Annotated in this window: 23 protein-coding genes; 10 read left to right on the plus strand and 13 right to left on the minus strand. The window is 71.6% G+C overall.

The genetic code is table 11. The features are described from left to right. Nucleotides 1–42: 42 nt before the first annotated feature. Nucleotides 43–258 (minus strand): MbtH family protein, encoded by a 216-nt coding sequence (locus tag ADK67_RS22180; protein WP_053718394.1) that lies wholly within the window; start codon nt 256–258, stop codon nt 43–45. A gap of 501 nt (nt 259–759) precedes the next feature. On the opposite strand from ADK67_RS22180, the gene ADK67_RS22185 reads away from it, so the two are divergent. Together ADK67_RS22185 and ADK67_RS22190 are read left to right on the plus strand one after the other, a co-directional pair. Beyond that, entirely contained in the window at nt 760–2,232 is a 1,473-nt protein-coding gene (locus ADK67_RS22185; protein WP_053718395.1) for a family 43 glycosylhydrolase, read from the plus strand. 61 nt (nt 2,233–2,293) lie between these two features. Further along, entirely contained in the window at nt 2,294–3,661 is a 1,368-nt protein-coding gene (locus tag ADK67_RS22190; RefSeq protein ID WP_053718396.1) for a glycoside hydrolase family 43 protein, read from the plus strand. A gap of 65 nt (nt 3,662–3,726) precedes the next feature. Here the strand turns inward: ADK67_RS22190 and ADK67_RS22195 are convergent, their stop codons facing one another. The 5 genes from ADK67_RS22195 to ADK67_RS22215 form a co-directional block, all read right to left on the minus strand. Beyond that, nucleotides 3,727–4,662, minus strand: a complete 936-nt coding sequence (locus tag ADK67_RS22195; protein ID WP_053718419.1) for a phosphotransferase family protein — start codon at nt 4,660–4,662, stop codon at nt 3,727–3,729. 235 nt (nt 4,663–4,897) lie between these two features. Next, nucleotides 4,898–5,692: an SDR family NAD(P)-dependent oxidoreductase gene (locus tag ADK67_RS22200; protein WP_053718420.1), complete on the minus strand. Its 795-nt coding sequence runs from the start codon at nt 5,690–5,692 to the stop codon at nt 4,898–4,900. Between the two features lie 37 nt (nt 5,693–5,729). Further along, on the minus strand, nt 5,730–7,130 hold the full coding sequence (locus ADK67_RS22205) for a pyridoxal phosphate-dependent decarboxylase family protein (protein ID WP_053718397.1): 1,401 nt from the start codon (nt 7,128–7,130) through the stop codon (nt 5,730–5,732). After that, nucleotides 7,127–8,389, minus strand: a complete 1,263-nt coding sequence (locus ADK67_RS22210) for an MFS transporter (protein WP_053718398.1) — start codon at nt 8,387–8,389, stop codon at nt 7,127–7,129. Before ADK67_RS22210 ends, ADK67_RS22205 begins: the two co-directional genes overlap by 4 nt. Nucleotides 8,390–8,440: 51 nt before the next feature. After that, the gene (locus ADK67_RS22215; RefSeq protein ID WP_053718399.1) at nt 8,441–9,034 is read right to left on the minus strand and encodes a TetR/AcrR family transcriptional regulator; all 594 of its coding nucleotides are present in this window, start codon (nt 9,032–9,034) and stop codon (nt 8,441–8,443) included. A 130-nt stretch (nt 9,035–9,164) separates the two neighbouring features. Here ADK67_RS22215 and ADK67_RS22220 point away from each other — a divergent pair, with 130 nt between their 5' ends. Beyond that, nucleotides 9,165–10,076, plus strand: coding sequence for an NmrA family NAD(P)-binding protein (locus ADK67_RS22220; protein ID WP_053718400.1), 912 nt, complete (start codon nt 9,165–9,167; stop codon nt 10,074–10,076). Between the two features lie 69 nt (nt 10,077–10,145). On the opposite strand, the gene ADK67_RS22225 is transcribed toward ADK67_RS22220, so the two are convergent. From ADK67_RS22225 to ADK67_RS22245, 5 genes are read right to left on the minus strand one after another with little or no spacing between them, the layout of a single operon-like run. Continuing rightward, on the minus strand, nt 10,146–11,528 hold the full coding sequence (locus tag ADK67_RS22225; RefSeq protein ID WP_197289569.1) for a cellulose binding domain-containing protein: 1,383 nt from the start codon (nt 11,526–11,528) through the stop codon (nt 10,146–10,148). Between the two features lie 16 nt (nt 11,529–11,544). Continuing rightward, nucleotides 11,545–13,023 (minus strand): beta-N-acetylhexosaminidase, encoded by a 1,479-nt coding sequence (locus ADK67_RS22230; RefSeq protein ID WP_197289570.1) that lies wholly within the window; start codon nt 13,021–13,023, stop codon nt 11,545–11,547. A gap of 24 nt (nt 13,024–13,047) precedes the next feature. Beyond that, nucleotides 13,048–13,869 carry a carbohydrate ABC transporter permease gene (locus tag ADK67_RS22235; RefSeq protein WP_231648310.1) on the minus strand — a complete coding sequence of 274 codons (822 nt, stop codon included), beginning with the start codon at nt 13,867–13,869 and terminating at the stop codon, nt 13,048–13,050. Beyond that, the gene (locus tag ADK67_RS22240; protein WP_053718403.1) at nt 13,866–14,819 is read right to left on the minus strand and encodes a carbohydrate ABC transporter permease; all 954 of its coding nucleotides are present in this window, start codon (nt 14,817–14,819) and stop codon (nt 13,866–13,868) included. Before ADK67_RS22240 ends, ADK67_RS22235 begins: the two co-directional genes overlap by 4 nt. Before the next feature lies 1 nt (nt 14,820). Further along, a complete protein-coding gene (locus ADK67_RS22245; RefSeq protein WP_053718404.1) occupies nt 14,821–16,080 on the minus strand; it encodes an extracellular solute-binding protein in 1,260 nt (419 codons plus the stop codon). 181 nt (nt 16,081–16,261) lie between these two features. Here ADK67_RS22245 and ADK67_RS22250 point away from each other — a divergent pair, with 181 nt between their 5' ends. The 6 genes from ADK67_RS22250 (at nt 16,262) to ccsB (ending at nt 20,179) form a co-directional block, all read left to right on the plus strand. Continuing rightward, entirely contained in the window at nt 16,262–17,074 is an 813-nt protein-coding gene (locus ADK67_RS22250; RefSeq protein ID WP_053718422.1) for a GntR family transcriptional regulator, read from the plus strand. 90 nt (nt 17,075–17,164) lie between these two features. After that, nucleotides 17,165–17,572 (plus strand): VOC family protein, encoded by a 408-nt coding sequence (locus tag ADK67_RS22255; RefSeq protein ID WP_053718405.1) that lies wholly within the window; start codon nt 17,165–17,167, stop codon nt 17,570–17,572. 87 nt (nt 17,573–17,659) lie between these two features. Next, entirely contained in the window at nt 17,660–17,977 is a 318-nt protein-coding gene (locus tag ADK67_RS22260) for a BlaI/MecI/CopY family transcriptional regulator (RefSeq protein WP_231648311.1), read from the plus strand. Further along, nucleotides 17,974–18,855: a M56 family metallopeptidase gene (locus tag ADK67_RS22265; protein WP_053718407.1), complete on the plus strand. Its 882-nt coding sequence runs from the start codon at nt 17,974–17,976 to the stop codon at nt 18,853–18,855. Before ADK67_RS22260 ends, ADK67_RS22265 begins: the two co-directional genes overlap by 4 nt. Nucleotides 18,856–18,924: 69 nt before the next feature. Then, a complete protein-coding gene (locus ADK67_RS22270; protein ID WP_053718408.1) occupies nt 18,925–19,305 on the plus strand; it encodes a hypothetical protein in 381 nt (126 codons plus the stop codon). Continuing rightward, the gene (ccsB, locus tag ADK67_RS22275) at nt 19,298–20,179 is read left to right on the plus strand and encodes a c-type cytochrome biogenesis protein CcsB (RefSeq protein WP_053718409.1); all 882 of its coding nucleotides are present in this window, start codon (nt 19,298–19,300) and stop codon (nt 20,177–20,179) included. Before ADK67_RS22270 ends, ccsB begins: the two co-directional genes overlap by 8 nt. Here the strand turns inward: ccsB and ADK67_RS22280 are convergent. Both ADK67_RS22280 and ADK67_RS22285 read right to left on the minus strand, forming a co-directional pair. Continuing rightward, on the minus strand, nt 20,161–21,123 hold the full coding sequence (locus tag ADK67_RS22280) for a GlxA family transcriptional regulator (protein WP_053718410.1): 963 nt from the start codon (nt 21,121–21,123) through the stop codon (nt 20,161–20,163). The two genes, ccsB and ADK67_RS22280, sit on opposite strands and share 19 nt — an antisense overlap. Before the next feature lie 19 nt (nt 21,124–21,142). Then, nucleotides 21,143–21,865: an SMI1/KNR4 family protein gene (locus ADK67_RS22285; RefSeq protein ID WP_053718411.1), complete on the minus strand. Its 723-nt coding sequence runs from the start codon at nt 21,863–21,865 to the stop codon at nt 21,143–21,145. Nucleotides 21,866–21,912: 47 nt separating this feature from the next. Between ADK67_RS22285 and ADK67_RS22290 the strand changes: the two genes are divergently transcribed. After that, a complete protein-coding gene (locus ADK67_RS22290) occupies nt 21,913–22,287 on the plus strand; it encodes a hypothetical protein (protein WP_157620741.1) in 375 nt (124 codons plus the stop codon). The last annotated feature ends 124 nt before the right edge of the window (nt 22,288–22,411 follow it).

The raw sequence follows: 22,411 nt of genomic DNA on the forward strand, positions 1-22,411 counted from the left end.
GCGGGCGTGTGGTAATGCCGCGAGGTGTGGCCGGGCGGAGCGTCAGCCGCGCGGGGCGGCGACGTGCTCGCGGACGCTGCGCGGGCGCATGTCCGTCCACACCCGGTCGATGTGGGCCAGGCAGTCTTCCCTGGTGCCACGGGTTCCCTCGACCCGCCATCCCGGCGGGAGGTCCCGGTCGGCGAACCAGACCGAGTACTGCTCCTCGTCGTTCACCACGACGAGGAATTCGTGGTAATTCGCGTTCTCGTCAGTCATGCAGTGATCTCCTGCCCTTGGCGGATGCGGGCGGGTCGCCGGTCCGCGCAACGTTACGCCGGGCGTCTCGGAATGTGGAATCCTCTGAACGGTCGAACCCTTCATTCGTAATGTGTGGAGAGCACTATTCGACCTTCCTATGGAACGTCGCGCGCCGTGTCCGACCGGTTACCGGAGGCTTTCCGTGGCCGGCGGCGACCAATTCCCGGCGGGCTTGGAATGGCGACATTTGTTATCGCTAACAGATCAACTCGATACGGCCGAACGGCTCAATCTGTCGAACCTCTTCGACTCCAGGACGTCGCCGGCGAGAGCAAAGCCGCTCGGCTATTGAACCGTCGCCGACCGTGCTGTTAGCGTTAACAGGCGCGCTGTCGAGTCGACGGTGATCCCGTCCGTCAGCGCCCGCTACCCGCCGCCACGCCGTCCCACCGGCCCGCACCGGCTCCCCGCCGTCGGGCCGACCGTGTTCGTCCATGCAGCGTCGCAGGGAGAGCAACCATGAAATCGACTTATCGGAGCGCGCGCCGCGGCGGCGTCGTCCTCGCCACCGTCGCCACGCTGCTCGGTGGGATCACCTCGGCCCTACCTCCCACCGCGTCGGCCGCGGTGGTCGACACCAACGCCTCGTACGTGCTGGTCAACCGCAACAGCGGCAAGGCGCTCGACGTCTACGACCTCGCCACCGCCGACGGCGCGCGGATCTCGCAGTACACGCGCAACGACGGCGCGTGGCAGCAGTGGCAGTTCGTGGACTCGGGCGGCGGCTACTACCGGTTGAAGTCGCGGCACAGCGGCAAGGTGCTGGACTTCGCCAACACCGCCGACCGCACCGGGCTGACCCAGTGGACCGACCGCAACGGCACCAACCAGCAGTTCCGGCTGGCCGACTCGGCGGGCGGGTTCGTCCGGCTGGTCAACCGCGCCAGCAACAAGGCCGTCGACGTGCTGGACTTCTCCACCGCCGACGGCGCGCAGCTGATCCAGTGGTCGGACACCGGTGGCACGAACCAGCAGTGGCAGCTGGTGAAGCTGGGCGCGCCGACGCCGGGCACGTTCACCAACCCGATCAAGCGCAACGGCCCGGACCCGTGGCTGCAGCACTACAACGGGTACTACTACCTGGCCACGACGACGTGGAACTCGACGGTCACGATGCGCCGGTCGCCGACGCTGGCCGGCTTGTCGACCGCGCCCGACCAGGTGATCTTCAACCTGTCCCGGCCCAACGGGTGCTGCAACATGTGGGCGCCGGAGTTCTTCCTGCTCAACGGCCGCTGGTACCTGTACTACGTGGCCGGGCAGAACGTGTCGGACTACAACCCCACGCAGCGCCTGCACGTGCTGGAGTCCTCCGGGACCGACCCGATGGGCCCGTACTCGTTCAAGGCCGACCTGGGCAGCACGTGGGAGCTGGACCCGAGCATCCTGCAGCACAACGGGAAGCTGTACCTGATGGGCAGCGCGATGGACGGCACGCAGTCGCTGACCATCACCCCGCTCTCCAACCCGTACACGATCAGCGGCGCGCGGCGCACCATCTCGCAGCCGACGCTGGCCTGGGAGCGGCAGACCGCGCCGGTCAACGAGGGCGCCGAACCGCTGTACCACAACGGGCGCACGATGATCGTGTACTCGGCCAGCGCGTGCTGGGGCCCGGACTACAAGCTCGGCCTGCTCACCCTGACCGGCTCCGACCCGCTCAACCGGGCGCACTGGACGAAGTCGCCGAACCCGGTGTTCCAGCGCAACGACGCCAACGGCGTGTACGCGCCGGGCCACAACGGGTTCTTCAAGTCGCCCGACGGCACCGAGGACTGGATCGTCTACCACGCCAACGACTCCGCCGGCGGCGGCTGCGACATGAACCGGTCGACCCGCGCGCAGAAGTTCACCTGGAACTCGGACGGCACCCCGAACTTCGGCACGCCCGTCCGGCTCGGCACCGCCCTCACCGCGCCCTCCGGCGAATGAGACTCCCCCGGGGCGGGTGTCTCCCGCCCGCCCCGGGGTTCCCCCGAAAGGCACACGGCTGATGCTGCAACGACGCACACTGCTGGCCGGAGGTCTCGCCTCGTTGGCGCTGGCCCGGACCGGGATCGCCGCGGCGGCGCCCGGTGACTCCGCCTACGTGATGGGCTACTTCACCGAGTCGCCGAACAAGGTCGCCGACCGGTACGCGCTGCACCTGGCGGTCAGCCCCGACGGTCTCCAGTGGACCCCGCTCAACCAGGGCAACCCGGTCGCCATCCCGACGGCGGGCACGGGCGGTCTGCGCGACCCGTTCATCATGCGCAAGCAGAACGGCGGGTTCGTCGTGCTGGCGACCGACCTGACCGGCACCGACTTCACCCGCCAGAACCAGTACATCCACGCCTGGGACTCGGCCGACCTGCGGTCGTTCACCGGCTACCGCAGGCTCAAGCTGCACTCGATGCCGACCCACACGTGGGCGCCCGAGGCGTTCTGGGACGCCGCGCGCGGCCAGTACGGCATCCTGTACTCGGCCAACAGCGGCGGCCGTGACGCGTTCTACGTCAACTACACCACCGACTTCGTCACCGTCAGCGCGCCGCAGCTGTTCTTCGACCCCGGCTTCAACGTCCTCGACGCCACGATGCACGTCGGCAACGGCGCCAACTACCTGTACTACAAGAGCTTCGCCGACGGCCGCCTCTACGGCGCGCGTTCCAGCACGCTGAACCCGCGCAGCTTCGACCGCGGCACCTACACCAGCGGTGTCGTCAGCGGCGGCATCGAAGCGCCCATCGTCGTGAAGGCGCACAACCGCAACGAGTGGTGGCTGTGGGGCGACTCGTTCTCCCCGGTCAACGGTGAGCTGTACGCGTGGCGCAGCGGCGACATCAACGCCAACTCGTGGACCCCGCTGACCAAGGCCCAGTACACCCAGCCGCTCAACGCCAAGCACCCCACCATCTGCGGCATCACCGCCACCGAGCACGCCGACCTGCTGTCCCGGTGGGGCGCGCCGACCTGGAACCGGATCAAGTCCTACAACTTCCCCGACCACCTGATCCGGCACGCGAACAACGCCGCCCGCATCGACCCGTACCCGTTCGACCCCTACCAGGACTCGCAGTGGCGCCTGGTGCCCGGCCTGGCCTCGTCGGCCGGCGTGTCGTTCCGCTCGGTCAACTTCCCGGACCGGTACCTGCGGCACGTGAACTACGCGCTCACCTTGGCGGCCAACGACGGCAGCTCGGCCTTCGCCGCCGACGCCACGTTCCACCGCGTCACCGGCCTGGCGGACCCCGGCTGGACCTCGTTCCGGTCGCACAACTTCCCCGACCGCTACCTCCGGCACTCCGGATACGTCCTGCGCATCGATCCCGTCAGCACCACGACGGACCGCGCGGACGCCACGTTCCAGATCGGACATTGACCCGGGTGTCAGTCCGATCCGGCTGTGGGCGCGGCACCTCGGCGGCGTGCCGCGCCCACAGAGCCCTATCGCGGCAGTTGGCCGAGCGTGCGGGCGATGTTCTGCTCCACGATGTCGACCATCCCGGCGCGATCGGGGAAGTCGCCGTCCAGCAGTCGCAGGGGACCGGCGACCAAGGAGAGGTAGGTGGACAGGCGGTAGAACGCCAGCCGCGCGGGGTCGAGGCTCGGGTCGGCGAAGTGGCGGTAGTGCGGCCCGAAGCGCAGCTCCAGGAAGGCGTGCTCCCACTCGACGTCGAACGCCTTCACGCCCTCGATGTCGATGAGCACCGGCTCGTCCAGGTCGGCGTCGACCAGGACGTGGTCGGGCCCCAACTCGCCGTGCACCAAGCCGAGCCGCGAACGCGGCGCGACGGCGGCGTGCCGCGTTCGCAGCAGGTCGGCCAGCCGGTCCCGCACGTCGGCGATCCGGTCGACGCGGGCGGCGGCCTCGGCGAGGTCGGTGAGCGCCCGGCTCAGCACGGCGTGCTCCACGCCGTCGTGCCGAGCCGGGTCGGCGACCCGGGAGTGCATCGCGCGCACCGCCGCACCGAGCCGTGCGAGCACACCTTCGGCCCGCTGTGGATCACGAGTCATCAACTCTTCCAACGTGCCACCGCGCACGTCCTCGACCACGGCGATGTCACCCAACGCCCCACCGGGCTCGCGCAGCAGCACCCGCGGCACCCGGACCCCGACCGCGGACAACCGTTCGTGCGCTTGCTCGAACAGCCTCAACCCGGTTCCGGACTGCACGTCGGGCCAGAAGTCCTCATCGGGGTGCCACACGTAGGCGACCGCACCACCACCACCGGCCAACCCCAACCGGTAGACACCCTTCCTGGTCCCACCCCGCAACCGCTCGACCGACACCAACTCCCGCCCCCCGAACACCGCCCGCACCACACCGCGCAGGTCATCGACCCCGAGGTGCTCGCGCCTCACGCTCTCCTCCGACTCCATGCCGACCATGATCACGCACGCGCGCACGCCCCGTCGTCGGGATTTCGGCCTCGTCAACGGACACGGTCGGGCATGATCGGGGTGGGGTGGGAGAGATGTCGAGGGTTGTCACGTGGTCCGTGCGCGGCAGGGCGTCTAACTCTTCGAACTGCCGGGCACGGCGGACTACTACGACGACCTCACCCACGAGGCGTTCGACGCGACCGGAGCGGTGATCCCCGGCCGCTGAGCCGGGTCACGGCAGGATCGAGTCGACGTAGCCGCCGTCCACGCGCACCGCGGCGCCCGTTGTCGCCGATGCCTGCGGTGAGGCCAGGTAGACCACCAGGTTGCCGATCTCCTCCGGCTCGATCAGCCTGCCCAGCAGGGACTGCGGCCGGTGCACGCGCATGAACTCCCGCTGCGCCTCCTCCCACGGCAGCGAGCGGTCCACGAGTTGGTAGACGAAGTCCTCCACACCGCCGGTGTGCGTCGGACCCGCGATCACGCAGTTCACCGTGACGCCGCTGCCCGCCGCCTCCTTGGCGAACCCGCGCGACACGCCCAGCAGCGCCGTCTTCGACACGCCGTAGTGGATCATCTCGGCCGGGATCACCACGGCCGAGTCGCTGGCGATGTACTGCACCCGGCCCCACCCGCGACCGCGCATCCCGGGCAGGTACGCGCGGGTCAGCCGGACGGCCGCCAGCACGTTCACCTCGAAGTACCGCCGCCACTCGTCGTCGCTGATCTCCAGCGCGGGCCGCGCGCCGAAGACGCCGACGTTGTTCACCAGCACGTCCACCGCGGGCAGCGCCGTGACCAGCGACGCGGCCCCGTCCGCCGTCGACACGTCCGCCGCGACGCCGACCACGTTCGCGCCCGGCACCACTTCCCGCAGCCGCGCCACCGACTCGTCGACCACGTCGGCCCGGCGCCCGTTCACCGCCGTCCGGGCGCCCGCGCGCGCCAACGCGACCGCGATCGCCTCGCCGATGCCCTGCGTGGAACCGGTGACCAGCGCCGTCTTCCCGCTCAGATCCAGGTGCATGCCCGCCATGATCGCGCAGACGGCGCGAGGCCGCCGGTCACGAGTACAGCGCGCCCAGGAACTCCACCAGCAGTCGCTCCCTCAACGCCGGACTGGCCGCCGCGAGCAGCGTGTTCACCGTCGCCATCCGTTCGGGCAGCACACCGTCGCCACCGCCCATGCCCGCCGCCGCGAGCAGCCCGCCGAACTCCTCGGGCGTGAGCGAGTCCGGTGCCAGCCCGCCGACGAACGCCACGACCTCCGGCGCCACCCGCACCGGCCCGGCCTCGATCGCGGCCTCGACCGACGCGCCCAGGTCGGCCAGCAGCTCCGACTCGTGCCCCGCGTTCGCCGCCGTCACGGTCAGGTGCAGGTTGGCGGGGGAGGAGCGGTAGGCGAACTGCGGCTGCACGTACCAGTTCCGCGCCTTCATCTCGTCGGCCACGGTGAACACGTCGAAGTCGTCCCGCGCCGCCGCGACCGCCAGCAACGTCGCGGACGGCTCGCCCAGCACCCGCAGGCCGTCGATCTTCGCGATGCCCTCGCGCAGCACCCGCGTGCTCTCCAACGCCCGGAGCGCGAGCGAGCGGTACCCGTCGTCGCCGATGTGCCGCAGCACCGCCCACGCGGCGGCCAGCGGTCCACCTGATCGGGTGGACTGGGTGGTCGAGTTCAGCATCGTGTAACCGGGCCACGCGGCCGACGCGAAGTACTGCGCCCGGCGCAGGTCGGCCGACGCGTGCAGCAGCACGGACGTCCCCTTCGGGCAGTACGCGTACTTGTGCAGGTCGACCGAGATGCTGGTGACGCCCGGCACGGAGAAGTCGAACGGCGGCACGTCCGACGCGTGCGGCAGCACCCACCCGCCGATGCACGCGTCCACGTGACAGCGCACGCCACGCTCAAGAGCAGCGCCGGCGATCTCGGACACCGGGTCGACCACCCCGTGCGCGTACGACGGCGCGCTCGCCACCACCAGCACGGTGGACTCGTCGATCGCCGCCGCCATCGCCGCCGGGTCCGCCCGGAACGTCACCGGGTCGACCGGCACGGCGACCACCCGCACGCCGAAGTAGTGCGCGGCCTTGTGGAACGCCGCGTGCGCGGTCTCCGGCAGCACCATCGAGGGCCGGGTCACCTCCGGCCGCGAGTCCCGTGCGGCGACCACCGCGAGCAGGCACGATTCGGTGCCGCCGGACGTCACCGTGCCGACCGTCGCGTCACCACCGCCCAACAACCGGGCCGCCGTGCGCACCACGTCGTTCTCCAGCCGCAGCAGGCTCGGGAACGCGGTCGGGTCGAGCCCGTTCACCGAGGACGCCAGCGCGTGCGCGGACGCCGCCAACTCGTCCAGTCCCGGCAGCGCGCTGTCGTACACGTAGGCCAACGTCCGCCCGCCGTGCGTGGGCAGGTCACCGGCCCGCAGGGCGCGCAGCTCGGCCAGCACGTCGTGGGTCACGCGGTCTCCTCACGCAGCAGGGGCAAGGCCGCCAACGCCAGCACGGCCGGGATGACGGTGAAACCGAGGAGCGCGGCGGTCACCGCGCCGGAGGGCTGCACGGCCGAGCCGTCGGTGCTCGCGACGTACCCGCCGATGGCCAGGACCAGCCCGTACACGCCGGGGCCGAGCGCCAGGCCCAACGTCTCACCGGCCGTCCACACGCCGGAGAACAGGCCCGCGCGCGTCTCGCCGGTCCGCCGCTCGTCCGCGGTGATCACGTCCGGCAGCATGGCCAGCGGGAACACCTGCATACCCGCGTAACCCACGCCGATCACGGCCATCAGCGCGAGCACCACCGCCACCGGCAGCACCCGTGACGCGGTCAGCCCGGCCACCGCGACCGCGAACAGCGCCGACGCCGCGACCAGTCCGACCCTCTTGCCGTGCCGCCGCCCGACGCGTTGCCACAGCGGCATGACGAGCAGCGCGGGACCGACGAACCCGGCGAACAACGCGGTCTGCAACCCCTGCTCGCCCAGCACCAGCCGGGCGAAGTAGTCGACGCCGGCCAGCATCGTGCCCAGACCCACGGCCTGCACCACGAACACCGCCAGTAGAAGCCGGAACGGCCGCGACCCGCGCACCGCCGCCACCAGCTCGCCCACACCGGCGGCCGCGGACACCCGCCGTGACGTCGGCGCGCCACGTGTGCCCGCGAACGTGGCCAGCGTGCCGACGACCATCAGCGCCGCGACGGCCACGCCCATCCCGGGGTAGCCGACCGCGTCACGCACCGCCGGCGCGCCCGCCCCGCTGACCAGGATCGCCAGCGCCAGGAACGCCATCCGCCACGCCATCAGCCGGGTGCGCTCGTCGTAGTCCTCGGTGATCTCCGCGGCCATCGCCACGTACGGCACCTGGAAGAACGCGTACGCCGTCGCACAGGCCAGGAACACCAGCGCCACGTACGCCACCGCGCCCGTCCCGGTGAACGGCCCGGCGAACAGCAGCGCGAACAACACCGCCGTCGCCAGCCCGCCGCGCAGCAGGAACGGCCGCCGCACCCCGGCCCGGTCGCTGATCCGGCCCGCCACGGGGTTGAACAGCACGTCCCACGCCTTCGGCACGAGCACCAGCAGACCGGCGACGGCGGCGGGCACGGCCAGGCCGTCGGTCAGGTACGGCAGGAGCAGCAGGCCGGGCACGGTGCCGAACGCGCCGGTGACGAACGACCCGGTCGCGTACCCCGCCCTGGTGCCGCGAGTGATCTGCCGCATAGGCGGAAGAGTTTCGCATTCGACCCCCTGCCCGCGCGAGGTCGACTTCGGTCAGGCGGGACGTGCCGTGCGGCCGGCGGGTGGTGCGGCTCCCGTCAGCTCCGCGACCAGCGCGACCGCGACGTCGCCCGCCCGCTCGCCGCCGGGGTGCGCCGCGCTCGCGTACATGCCCTCGACGACGAGCCAGATCCGGTCGGCGAGCACGTCCGGCCGCGGCGCGCCGAGCTGCCGGACCAGGTCGCCGATGTGCGCGCGCACGTCCGCCAGGTGGTCGGCGGCGAACTCGCCCACGCGGTGGTCGGGGAACTCGGTGAAGCAGTTGCGGAAGGCGCAGCCCCGGTAGTCCGCCGCCTCGACCTGGTCCGCGGCCAGTCCGGCGATCGCCACGAGCTGGGCCGCCGGGTCACCGGCGAGCGGCGCGGTCGCCGCCTCGACCTGCGCCAGCCAGGTGGCGCGCAACCGGGCGAGGTGGGCGACCACCAAGGCGTCCTTGCCGGGGAACTCGCGGTAGAGCAGGTTCTTGCCGCAGCCGCACTCGTCGACGATCCGCTGCATGCCGACCGCGCGCACGCCGTGCGCGGTGAAGAGCCGGGCCGCGGTGTCCAGGATGCGGTCCCGGGTGTCCGGTGCCGGCTGACGCGCCATCACTGCCTCCCGGGCCCGAGCTTAGCGGACCGTTCGGTCCGGGCGGCTTGACGTGCCACCCCGAGCGGCCCAAGATGTGCGGACCGATCGGTCCCGGACTGATCGGTCCGTTAACGAGGGGGATCACACGATGTCGACACCGACCGTGCTCGTGTTCGGCGCCACCGGCAGGACCGGAGGCGCCGTGGTGAACCGGCTGCTCGACGCGCACCGGTCCGGTGAGCTGCGGCTGGTCGCGGTGGTCCGCCGGGCCGAGGCCGCCGCGGCGTTCGAGGAACGGGGGATCGAGGCGCGCCACGTCGACCTCGACTCGGCCGAGAGGCACGGCGTGGCACCGATCGTCGCGGCGCTGCGGGACGTGCGGCGCGTCTTCCTGGCGTCCGGCTACGACGTGCGGATGCTGAGCCAGGCGAAGGCCGCGATCGACGCGGCGCGGCTGGCGGGCGTGGACCACGTCGTCCACCTCGGCGTGCACGCCGAACCGGACACCACGATCGTGCACTTCGGCTGGCACCAGCTGGTGGAGGCCTACCTGGAGCGGTCCGGGCTCGGGCACACGAACCTCCACCCGACCGCCTTCATGCAGAACCTCCTGATGCCGGTGATGAGCGACGCGAAGTCGGCCGTGCTCACCCACTACGTCGGCGACGCCACGACCAGCTGGGTGGACACCGAGGACGTCGCCGAGGTCGCGTCGGTCGTGCTGCGGTCGCCCGCTGACCACCTCGGGCGCGCCTACGGGCTGGGCACGGAGACCGCCACGATCGGCGGGATCGCCGCCGTGCTCTCAGAGGTGACCGGACGGGCCTGGCGGTACGAGCCGAGGGAGCCGGCGGAGTTCTTCGCGGCGATGACGGCGGCGGGTGCGGACCCGCTCTACATGGACTGCGTCCGCACGGTCTTCGAGCGGACCAGGGACGGTTCGCTGCCGGAGGCCTCGGCCACCTTCGACACGGTCGAGCGGATCACCGGCCGGCCGGGCGCCTCGCTGCGGGACTTCCTCGAACGCCACCGCGCGCACTTCGAGCCGGCGGCACCTTGAACCGGCGACGCCAGATCCGTCGACCCCAGAGCCGGGGCCAGGCGGCTCGGCCTGGCCCCGGACGCGGGATCACCCCGCCGGCACCGTGTCGACGTGGTCCACGCCGGACGAGCGGTAGCCCGTCACGCGGGACTGCACCTGGGCCGGGCTGAGCACCTGGTCCTTGGCGAAGTACACGTAGTCCACGTGCTGCTGGTAGGCGCGGTCACCGGGCGTGCCGACCAGGCCGCCGGAGATGAACCACAGGTTGAAGTTGATCGACATCGGCGTCTCCGGGTAGTACTTGTCGCCGTGGTCGGCCACCTGCGCGCCGTCCACGAAGTACTTCACCCGGCCACCGGACACCTGGATCACCAGGTCGTGCCACCCGGCGTGGCTCCGCCGCTGCTCGGTGTGGACGTTGTCGGCGACCCACGGCTCGTTCTGGTAGGTCTCCCAGGTCGTCTCGTACAGGATGTTGGCGGGTTCGCCCCACCCGCCGTTGGGCAGGTACTCGAAGTCGATCTCGCCGTAGTTCGGGTCCATGTCGCTGTTGAGCGGCGTGATGGTGAAGAACGTCTGCACCACGTGGTCGCCGTCGGGACCGTAGACGGGCGCGTCGGAGAACTTCACCCGCGCCGCGTACGTGCCCTCGAAGAACTTCCGCTGGTGGTACAGCTCGGTCTGCCGCGCGGACGAGCCGTTGTTGGCCGACTCCAGCCGCATCGACTTCTGGCCGTCCACGGTCGGGAACGTCACCAGCGCCGGGTCCCACACCGCGCCCGGCACGCCGGGGCCACCGCCGCCCGAGCGGACCGTCCAGCCGCGCTGGGAGATCCGCGAGTCGGCGGAGTTCGCGTAGTTGAAGTCGTCGAACAACGCCGGGCCGTTCGGGTTCGGCGGGTTCGTCGTCGTGGTGGTCGTGGTCGGACCGGTGCCGCCGGGCGGTGTGCCCCACAGCAACGAGCCGGACCGGTGCACGGTCACCCGCGACCACGCCGAGTAGGCACTGGCCGCGCGGAACGAGTAGTCGTCGGACTGGGTGATCGGCCCCCAGTTCGACCGGTAGAACCGCAGTTGCAGGTCGCCGGTGTCGGCGCCGGGCCCGAGCGAGCCCGCGCCCGAGGTGAACCCGACCTCCAGGTACCGGTCGGCGGGACCGCCGGACAGCGTGCCGAACGTGCCGGTCACGTTCGCGCAGCCGCGTACCGCCCACGAGCACGCGAAGCGGTAGCCGACGTCGGGCGTCTCGCTCTTGAAGTAGTAGCGGACCTTCAACTCGGTCAGCGGCACGGTCGTGCCGCCGGTGTTGACCAGCTTGAACCACGGTTCGACCTGGTCGGTCGTCGCACCGGACGCGCTGGTCCGGTACTGGGCGGTGACCACGTCGGCGGCCAACGCCATCGGTGCGGCCACCAGTGCGGCGACGGACACCGCGGCGGCTCCGATCGCGGCGATCATGCGTGCGGACACTTCGGATCTCCTCAAGTCAGCAGGGTGGGACAGGGGAGCGGGCGTCGTCCTCCTTCCTCGACAGGGGCACGGACAGCGCGCTCAGGCGGCCGGTGTGCGCGCGCATCCGTTCGGTGAAGTCGGTCCAGGACGGGCGTTGCGCCCACAGCGTGTCGGCCAACGCCGCCAGCCGGGGGTACGCCAGCCGTTCCAGGTGGTGCGCGGTCGGCACGTACTCCGTCCACAGCGCGCACTGGGCGCCGAGCACGCCGTCCGGCATCGGCAGGTGGTAGACGTCCTGCGCGGTCACCACCAGGCCGGGCTGCCCGGCGGGCTCGTCGGGGTCGGCGGACTGCGGGTAGTCCAGGTAGGTCGACCGGTGCGGCGCCATCACCACGTCGTGCCCGAGGTCCATCGCGGTCCGCGCGTCCGCCGCGTCACGCCACGGCATCACCACCGCGCGCGGGTCGCCGATCGGTTCCCACGACACCGGCACCCGTCCGCGCCCCACCACGTGGTCGGCCATCGCGCGCAGGAACCAGCCGTGCAGCTCGTGCGGCCCGGCCAGCGCTTCCACGCGGACCCGCCGTGCCGCGCCGGGACTGGACTCCCACTCCGAGGTGGGGCACTCGTCGCCGCCCAGGTGCACGTGCGGGCCGGGGAACACGTCCACCACCTCGTCCAGCACGTCCCGGCAGAACTCCAGCACGGCGTCGTCCACGCCGAACACCGCGTCGCTCACGCCCCACCGCGTCCACACCGGCAACCGCCGCCGCGGGAAGTTGCCCAGGTGCGGGTAGGCGGCGAGCGCGGCGCGGGCGTGACCGGGCATCTCGATCTCGGGCACGATCCGCACACCGCGTTCGTCGGCGTAGGACACCAGCCCGGCCAGCTCCGCGCGCGTGTACGAGCCGCCGTGCGGCACGCCGTCACCCATGCTCTCCGCGCGCCACCCGCCGACCGACGTCAGCCGCGGGTGGCGCGGCACCGGCATCCGCCAGCCCTGGTCGTCGGTCAGGTGCAGGTGCAGCACGTTCAGCTTGTGCACGGCCATCAGGTCGATGAACCGGCGCAGCACCGCGACCGGCTGGAAGTGCCGGGCCACGTCCAGCATCACGCCGCGCCACGGCAGCCGTGGCGCGTCCCGGACGTCCACGCCGGGCAACGCCCAGTCCACACCGGACACCGGCCGGGAGCCCAACGCGGTCGGCGACACCAGCTGCCGGATCGTCTGCACGCCGTGCGCCAGCCCGTGACGCGTCGCCGCGCGCAGCACCACCGCGTGCTCGTTCACGGTCAGCGCGTAGCCCTCGTCGCCGAGCCCGACGAGCCGGTCGTCCAACGCGAACACCACCCGCCCGTCCTCGTGCAGCGGCAACGGCAGGCCGGTCGCCGGACGCAGCAGCGTGCGCAGCAGCCGGGCCGCGCCCTGGGCGCCGGGCGTGGCCCGGATCGCCGTGTCGCGGTCGAGCGCGAACCGCCCGTGCCGCCGGATCAGCCGTGTCGGACGTGGCACGATCACGAGTACCCCCGGGGAACGTCAACCCTTGACCGCGCCGCCGACGATCCCGGTGGTCACCCGGCCCTGGAGCACGAGGAACACCAGCAGCACCGGCAGCATGAACAACGTCGAGGCGGCCATGGTCGCGCCCCAGTCCGTCCCGAACGTGTTGCTGAACGACGACAGCCACACCGGCAGCGTGCGGTCGTCCTGGTCCTTGATGATCAGCACGTTGGCGAAGGCGAACTCGTTCCACGCGGTGATGAACCCGAACAGCGAGGTCGCCAGCAGGCCCGGCGCGAGCAGCGGGAACACCACCCGCCGGAACGCCTGCGCCCGCGAGCACCCGTCCACCAGCGCCGCCTCTTCGAGGTCGACGGGGATCGCGGCGAGGAAACCGCGCAGCGTCACGACGGTGAACGGCAGCGTGATCATGAAGTAGACCAGCGTGAGCATCCAGAGCGTGTCGAGCATCCCGGCGTCCCGCGCGATCACGTAGATCGGGATGAGCAGCGCCTCCCACGGCGTCATCTGCGCGACGAACACCATCAGGATGAACCCGCGCCGGCCCTTCCACCGCAGCCGTGCCACCGCGAACGCCGCCAGCAACGCCACCACCAGCGACAACAGCACCGCGCCGCCCGCGACCAGGATGCTGTTGCGCCAGAACGACCAGAACCCCTGCGCCGACACCGCCGTGCCGAAGTGCTCGAACGTCAACGACAGCGGCAGGAACGTCGGCGTCTCCGCCTGGATGTCCCGCGTCGGCTTGAACGCCGTCAGCACCATCCAGTACACGGGGAACACCGACACCAGGAACACGACGACGGCCGCGACACCGCGCAGCACCCGGCCGGTCACGAGACCTCCTCCTGCCGGTAGAGCTGCCGGAAGTACGCCAGCAGCACCAGCACGAGCAGCAGCACCATGAGCATGGACACGGCCGCGCCCAGGTCGTAGCGCTGCAACGACTGCGCGACCTGGAACGCGTACACCGGCAACGTCGTGGTGGCCTGCCCCGGTCCGCCCTGGGAGATGACCCAGATCTGCACGAAAGCCTTGACGACCCAGATCACCTCTAGGCAGGTGATCAGGCCGAACATGGCCCGCAGCATCGGGAACGTGATGGCGGCGAACACCCGCCACGCGCCCGCGCCGTCCATCCGCGCCGCTTCGTACAGCTCGGACGGGATCGTCACCATGGCCGCGTACAGCGACAGCGCCGCGAACGGCACGGACTGCCACACGATCAACGCCACCAGGATGCCGAACGTGGCCGGACCGTCGGCGAACCACGTGTAGTCGCGGTAGCCCTCGAACCCGAGCGACACCAACGCCCAGTTGACCACCCCGAGCCGGGACTGGAACAGCCACTGGAACACCGTGGTCGCCGCGATCACCGGTGTCGCCCACACGAGCACCAGCCCGGTCATCACCAGCAGCCGCGCCCACTTCCCGAGCCGCACCAGCAGCAACGCGACCAGCGTCGACAGCACCATGATCAGCACGACGTTGATCGCGGTGAACACCAGCGTCCGCCGCACCACCGCCCAGAACTCCGGGTCGGCCAGCACCCGCGCGTAGTTCGCCAGGCCGACGAACCGCGCGTCGCCGCGCACCAGCTGCGGCAGGCCGAACTCGTGCACCGAGATGACCACGTTGCGCGCCAGCGGGTACAGCAGCAGGAACCCGGTGGCCAGCACGGTCGGCGCGATCAGCAGGTACGGCCACCAGGACGTGCGGCGGCGGCGCGGCGGGGGAGGGGTCGACGGCGGGCGGCGCTCGACCGCCCGCGTCAGCGTCGTCGTCATGCTAGGAGCCCGAGTTGAGCGCCTGGGTGATCACCCGGTCCGCCTCGGCCGCGGCCCTCGCCGGATCGGCGCCGGTCAGCACCGCGGTCAGGAACTCCTTGATCGGGTTGCGCGCCTCGACCGCCGCCCAGTTCGGCGAGTTCGGCGTGGCGCGCCCGTTGACCGCGCCCGCCGCCATCGCCGCCGCGCCGGGGTCGTCGCCGACCTCGCTCGCCAGCGACGTCCGGTTCGGCACGTAGTTCATCGCCTTGGCCAGCTCGACCTGCCACTTCTCCCCGGCCAACGCCCGCACCACGGCGTACGCGCCGTCCTGGCGGGTCGACGCGAGCGGGATGATCAGGTCCGAGCCGCCGGTGAACACCGCGCCGGGCGTGGCCGCGGTCTTGCCGGGGACGGGGAAGAAGCCGAGCTCGTCGGCCAGGTCGGGGTTGGCCTTGGCGACCAGCTTCGCCGCGCCGGGCACCGCGATGAACTGCGCGACGCCGCCGCCCGCGACCACGTCGGTCTGCTGCGGCTTGGCCTCGTCGGAGTCCTTCGGTCCGTCGCCCAACGCCTGCAACCGCCGGTAGAAGTCCGCGCCCGCCAACGCCTCCGGCGTGTTCAACGAGCCGGACCACTGCCCACCGTCCTGCTGCGTCCCATCCATCCGGGCGAGGTCGCCGCCCTCGTCCCAGACGAAGCCGGACAGCACGTACCAGTTCTGGCCGGGCAGGTAGATGCCCTGGGTGTCGCCCTGGTCGAGCTTCGCGGTGGCGGCCAGCCACTCGTCCCGCGTCTTCGGCGGTGTCACGCCCGCCGCCTCGAACAGGTCCTTGCGGTAGATGACGACCCGGTTGGCCGCGTAGAACGGGATGCCGAACTGCTTGCCGCCCACCGCGCCCGGCTCGGCGAGGCCGGGGATCCAGTCGTCGCCACCGAGTTCGCCGACCTTGCCGGACAGGTCGGTGACGCCGTCGCTGGCCGCGTACTGAGCGACCTGAGTGTTGCCGACCTCGATCACGTCCGGCGGGTCGGTGCTGGCCAGCGCGCTCGTCACCTTCTGCGTGATGCCGTTCCACTCCTGGATCTGGATCTTCAGGTCCAGCTCGGGGTGGTCGCGCTCGAACTCGGTCTCGAAGCGGCTGACGAAGTCGTCGGTGGCGGAGTCCTTCATCAGCCAGACGGTGATGTCCTGCTTGCCGCCGGACGCGCCCGGGTCGGAACCGCAGGCGGACAGGGCGAGCAACGACGCGAGGACGAAGGCGACGGGGCGGTTCGGCACGTCTCACCTCTCAGCTGACCAATTGGTAAACCTCGGTGGAGCCTGTCCGAAGATGGCATAGACCAATGTGGCAGTCAACACCCAGTTCACAGCGGTGAGAGCGCTCTCGATCTTCGTCGAAGTCGACCTGACCACTGGTCTGACATACTGGTCGGCGACCGGCAAGACGAAGCGAGGCGGCATGGCCGAACCGATCCTCAAACGCGAACGGGTGCGCGACTACCTGCTCGAACTCATCGAGACCCACCCGCCGGGCGCGCCCATCCCGGCCGAACGCGTGCTGTGCCGGCAGCTGTCGGTGTCCCGGCCCACGCTCCGCTCGGCGGTGGACGAACTGGTCAACACCGGCCTGCTGATCCGCCAGCACGGCCGCGGCACGTTCGTCGCGCCCGCCAAGATCACCCAGGAGCTGGTGTCGGCCGACCGCGCGATGACCGTGCCGCAGGCAGGCGGCGCGTGGACCAGCCGGGTGCTGGAGCACGCCCGCATCCCGGCCGGCGCACGGGTCGGCCGCAGGCTGCGCGTGTCGCCGGCGGCCGAGATCACCTACATCGCCCGGCTGCGCCTGGTCGACGGCGCGCCGATGGCGATCGAGTACCTGCACGTCCCGGTGGCCGTCGCGCCCGGCCTCACGGTGCAGGACATGGAGTCCGGCAACTTCTACGACCGGCTCGCCGACCACGGCGTGCACGTCAGCGACGCCGTGCAGTCCATCGAGCCGACGGTCACCAACGACGCCGAGTCCGCGCTGCTCGGCGTGCCCGTGTTCGCGCCCGCGCTGCTGTTCGAACGGCTGACCAACGACACCACCGGCCGTCCCGTCGAGTACGTGCACTCGCTGTACCGGGGCGACCGCTACCGGATCGTCTCGAAGCTGTCGCTCGCCCCGTCCGCGCCCGCGCCCGGCGCGCGGACCGGCCACCACCCCGGCATTCCGCCGGGTGACCTGTCCTCCGGTCAGGTCCGCTCGGCCACCACGGGTGACGTGCAGTAACCGCGCGTCGCCCGGTCGCTTCCTCCCGCTGCGGACGGTCGCCCGTGCTGCCAGGATGGGCCCGCCCGTACGACCTTCGAGGAGGACACGGTGACCTCTCGACTCAACCCGTACATCAGCTTCGCGGGGAACGCGCGCGAGGCGATGGAGTACTACGAATCCGTCTTCGGCGGCACGTTGCGGCTCAACACGTTCGGCGAGTTCGGCCAGGCCGACGCGCCCGAGGCGGACAAGATCATGCACGGCATGCTCGAGACGTCGAGCGGCTACACGCTGATGGGCGCCGACACCCCGCCCGGGATGCCGCACAACCCCGGTGACAACATCACCGTCAGCCTCAGCGGCGACGACGTCGACGAACTGCGCGGCTACTTCGAGAAGCTGTCCGACGGCGGCACCGTCACCGTGCCCTTGGAGAAGCAGATGTGGGGCGACGAGTTCGGCGCCTGCCAGGACCGGTTCGGCATCTACTGGATGGTCAACATCAGCGGCACGTGAGCCCGCCCGGCGCCGCGCCTCGTACCATCGCCACGTGACGGGTGGAGGGTGGCGGTGAACGGGTTGGGCGAGTTGGAACGGGCCGCGATGGACGTCCTGTGGGACCGCGGCGAACCGGTCGCGGTGCGGGACGTCGTGCGCGCGCTGGCCGACCGGGACCTCGCCTACACGACCGTGATGACCGTGCTGAACCGGTTGGCGAAGAAGGGTTTCGTCCGCCGTGAGGCCGGCGAGGGCCGCGCCTGGTACTACGCGCCGGTGGCCAGCCGCGAGCAGTACGTCGCGCGGCTGATGCTGGACGCGTTGTCGCTGACCGGCGACCGGGAGACCGCGCTGGCGCACTTCGCGCAGTCGATGACCGCACCCGAGGCGGAAGCGCTGAGCCAGGCGTTGGACGAGCGGTGAACGCCGCGCTGCACCTCGCGGCGACCCTGGTGCTGTGCGTGGCGGCGGCGGGCCCGCTCGCGCGCGCCCGGTGGGTGTGGCGCGCGCCGCGCACCGGGATCCTGCTGTGGCAGCTGCTCGGCCTGTCGTGGGCGCTGTCCGCGGTCGGGCTACTGCTCGCCCTCGGTCTTGCGCCCTACGACGCGCCGATCCCGGTCGCCTTGGGACGGTGGGTGGACGACGCGGTGCGCGGCGACGTGACGCCGCTGGCCGTGCTGGTCGTGCTGGGTCTGCTGTCCGCGTTGGACCTGGTGATCGGCCTGCTGTGGACGTGGTGCTCGGTGCTGCGGGTGCGCCGGCGGCACCGGGACGTGCTGGCGCTGGTGGCCCGTCGCGACGACGCCGCGCCGGGCGCGTTCGTGCTCGACCACCCGCACGTGGTCGCCTACTGCGTGCCCGGCGCGCGCTCGGCCGTCGTGCTCAGCTCGGGCGCGTTGACTGCGTTGACCCGCGACCAGGTGGACGCGGTGCTCGACCACGAGCACGCGCACGGGCGTGAGCGGCACGACCTGGTGCTGCTGCCGTTCAGCGCGTTGTGCTCGGTGCTGCCGAAGGTCCGCCTGGTGCGGTCGGTCGCGCGGGCGGTGGCGTTGCTGGTGGAGATGCGGGCCGACGAGAGCGCGAGCCTGCGCCACGGCGCCCAGCCGCTCGCCGCCGCATTGCGCCGGTTCGGCTCGGCACGTCCGCCCGAGGGTGCCCTCGGCGCGGCCGACGTCGGGGTCGCGGCACGGCTGGACCGCCTGGCCGGCCTGCCGCCGCTGCCCACCGCCGTGCGGTGGTCCGTCCTGGTCGGAGGGCTGGTGCTGGTCTCGACCCCGCTGAGCTTCCTGGTGCGGTGACCCCTCTCCGAAGACTACTACAACGTGTAGTGCTACGTTGCGTAGTAGTCAGTTCGGAGGGGTTTCTCGATGATCCAAGTCCTGGCGACCGCGTTGACGGTCGTCGCGTTGGCCGCCGCGGCCTGGGCGCTGGTGCTGGCCGTGCTCGACCACCCGATCACGTTGCGCACCAAGCCGACGCTCGGGTTGGCGGGTGTCGTCCTGCTGCTGGAGGCGGGGCTGCTCGTGCAGGCCGTGGCCGGTGTGGTGGCGATGCTCGGCTCGGACCGCGAGCTGGACCGGGCGACGTTCGTGGGCTACCTGGTCGGCGTGGCGGTCGTGCTGCCGCTCGGCGCGGTGTGGTCGGTGGCCGAACGGTCCCGGTGGGGCGCGGGCGTGCTGACCGTGACGTGCCTGAGCGTGCCGGTGATGATCCTGCGGCTCAACCAGCTGTGGGCCGGCCATGGGTGACCGCCTCGCCGTGCCCGCCCTGCTCAGCGACTGGCTGTTCACCAGCGCGTTCGGCGTCTACATGCTCGCCGCCCTGCTCTGCTCGGCCGAGTACGCCCTGACCCGGCACGCGGCGAACCCGCCCGCGTTCGCCGTGCGGCTCGGGCGCTCCGGTGTCGCGCTGACCGTCCTGGGTGGACTGCTGCACCTCGGATCGGTGGTGCTGCGCGGTGTCGCGACGGGCCGCGTGCCGTGGGGCAACATGTACGAGTACCTGTCGGCGGTCGGGCTCATCGCCGTCGCCGCCTGGCTGTACCTGGTGTTCCGGTACGACATGCGCCGGATGTCGGTGTTCGTGCTGCTGCCGATCGCGTCGCTGCTGTTCCTGGCGGGCAACCGGCTCTACGCCGAGGCCGCGCCGCTCGTGCCGCCGCTGCGCTCGTACTGGATCATCATCCACGTCGCCGCGGCGATCATGGCCAGCGGTGTGTTCCTGCTGTCCGGTGTGGTCAGCGCGCTGCACCTGGCCAGCTCGGGCGAGTTCACCAGGAAGGGCAAGCCGAGTGGCCGTCGGCTGCCGCCCGCCGAGCACCTGGACAAGATCGCCTACCGCACCGGCACGGTCGGGTTCCTCACGCTCACGTTCGCGATCATCACCGGCGCGGTGTGGGCCGAGCAGGCGTGGGGCCGGTTCTGGGGCTGGGACCCGAAGGAGACGGTCGCGTTCGTGTCGTGGGTCTGCTACGCCGCCTACCTGCACGCCCGCGCCACGGCGGGCTGGCGTGGCAGGCGCTCGGCGTGGCTCAACGTCATCGGCATGGTCGTGGTGCTGTTCAACCTGTTCTTCGTCAACCTGGTCGCGGTCGGCCTGCACTCCTACGCGGGGGTCGACTGAGCCGGCTGCCGGAAGGCGGAGCGGTAGGCGTGGGGGTTGGTGCCGACGACCCGCTTGAACCGGTGCCGGAACGCGGTGGGCGAGCCGAAGCCGACCCGTGCGGCGATCCGGTCCACCGGGTGGTCGGTGGCCTCCAGCAGGTGCTGCGCCCGCCGGATGCGCGTGCGGTGCAGCCACTGCAACGGCGTCGTGCCGGTCTGCTCGCGGAAGCGGCGGTTGAGGGTGCGGGTGCTCATGCCCGCGTGCGCGGCGATGTCCTCCAGGCTGAGGTCGCGCGCGGAGTTGTCCTCCATCCACCGCAGCACGGGTTCGAGCGCGGAGCCGCGGGTCGTCGGCGGCTGCTCGTGCACGATGAACTGCGCCTGCCCGCCTTCGCGCTCCAGCGGCATCACCGACAGGCGGGCGGCGTCGGCGGCCACCGCGGAACCGTGGTCCTGGCGGATCAGGTGCAGGCACAGGTCCAGCCCGGCGGCGGCGCCCGCCGACGTGAGCAACCGCCCGTTGTCCACGTAGAGCACGTCGGGGTCCACGTCGATGCTCGGGTGCCGGGCGGCCAGCGCGGGCGCCGCCGACCAGTGGGTCGTGGCCCGCAACCCGTCGAGCAGACCGGTGGCCGCGAGGATGAACGCCCCGGCGCAGATCGACGCGAGCCGCGCGCCACCCGCGGCCGCCCGCCGCAGGGCGTCCAGCACCTCGTCCGGGATCGGCGCGGTCGCGTCGGCGCAGCCGGGCAGGATCACGGTGTCCGCGTCGGCCAGGGCGTCCAGGCCCCACGGCGGCTGGAGCGTGAACGCGCCCGCGTCGACCGTCGGCGTGGCGCCGCAGACCAGCACGCGGTAAGCGGGCTCGCCGTCGGGCAGGCGGGTGCGGGTGAACACCTCGATCGGCGTGGACAGGTCGAACGGCACCACCCCGTCGAGGGCGAGCACGGCCACGGTGTGCATGGTGGAACCGTAGCGCCGGTCAGCGCGCCGCCAGCCAGCCGATCAGGTCGTCGGTCAGCCGGTCGCCAGCGCGCTCGACGTCCGGCTCGATCGCACCGAGGTCGAGCCGGAACACCGAGGTCCGATCTCGGCCGCGGCGGCGCATTAACAGGCCGCCGCCACCGCTGTCGTCGCCGATGAGAACCCAGTGGGGCGCGTACTCGCGCACCTCGTAGGTCTCGTTGCGCTCCCGGATGGCCTGCGGGCCGTAGACCAGCACACCGTCCGGCAGCAGCACGCCCGGCGTGGACCGCCAGAGGCGCGCGATCGTCGGGTTCGGGCCGTCCCCGAGCCCGGCCGCGAGAGCTTCGCGCGTGCTCAGGAACCCCGCGAAGGACTCGGCGACCTGCTCTTCGTCCCCGGTGCGGTGGTCTCGGCGAACCACCGCGTGCTCTTCGCCCACCCGCCGGTCGAGGGCGAAGTGGTAGCTGTCACCGCAGTCGGCCTCCTGGTAGAAGCAGAGCCGCTCACCGTCGAGTCGTCCGGTGAAGGTCTCGGGCCCTGGGACGACCGTCGCGATCTCCGTGCCGCCGACCGTGCCGCCGCCGTAGTGGGTCAGCCACCACCGGTACGACCGCGACAGCGGGCCCACGGCGGACTCCACCGCCCGGATCGACGCCTCGCTCCTGCCGCCGTCGCGCGCCGCGTCGATCGCCGAACCCGTCTCGACCAGCTCACGCAGGAGCACGAAGTCGACGTCCACGGGCGAGAGTCTTACACGCGCGTACCGGGCCGCATTAGTGTTTCGACGTGGGCATGTGGGCTTGGTTGTGGCGGCTCCTCAAACGGCCCGACGACCAGCGGGTGATGGGCTACGACGTCCGCCGGGACGAGAACGGCAAGCTCATGTGGCTCGACACCGAGTCCAACTGGCGCGACTTCACCGACCGGACCGACCGCGAGGTGGCACGCGAGGTGGACTACCGCGGGCCCAACCTGCTGCCGTTCAACCGGCCTTCCGGTATGGCGGCAGACCAGGCCGACTGGAACCTCTGGTGGCTCGACACGTTCGAGAGGCACAGGCGTTACCAGGACAATCCCGAGCGCTACATCGCCTACTCGGTGCGAGCCCGGCGCGAGGCCGGGCTGCCGGAGCTGATCCGTCCGGAAGAGCGGCCGTCGTGACGATCGACGCCACCGGGCAGCGCGGCTAGTGCGCTGACCACGAACGTTCGCCGGGTTGGTCAGGCTGCTCGTGGTCGGCCCCAGCGTTGGTGGCGTTCGCTGCGGATGCGGGCTCGTTCGCGGC

The sequence above is a fragment of the Saccharothrix sp. NRRL B-16348 genome, from assembly GCF_001280085.1.
Classification (GTDB): Bacteria; Actinomycetota; Actinomycetes; order Mycobacteriales; family Pseudonocardiaceae; genus Actinosynnema.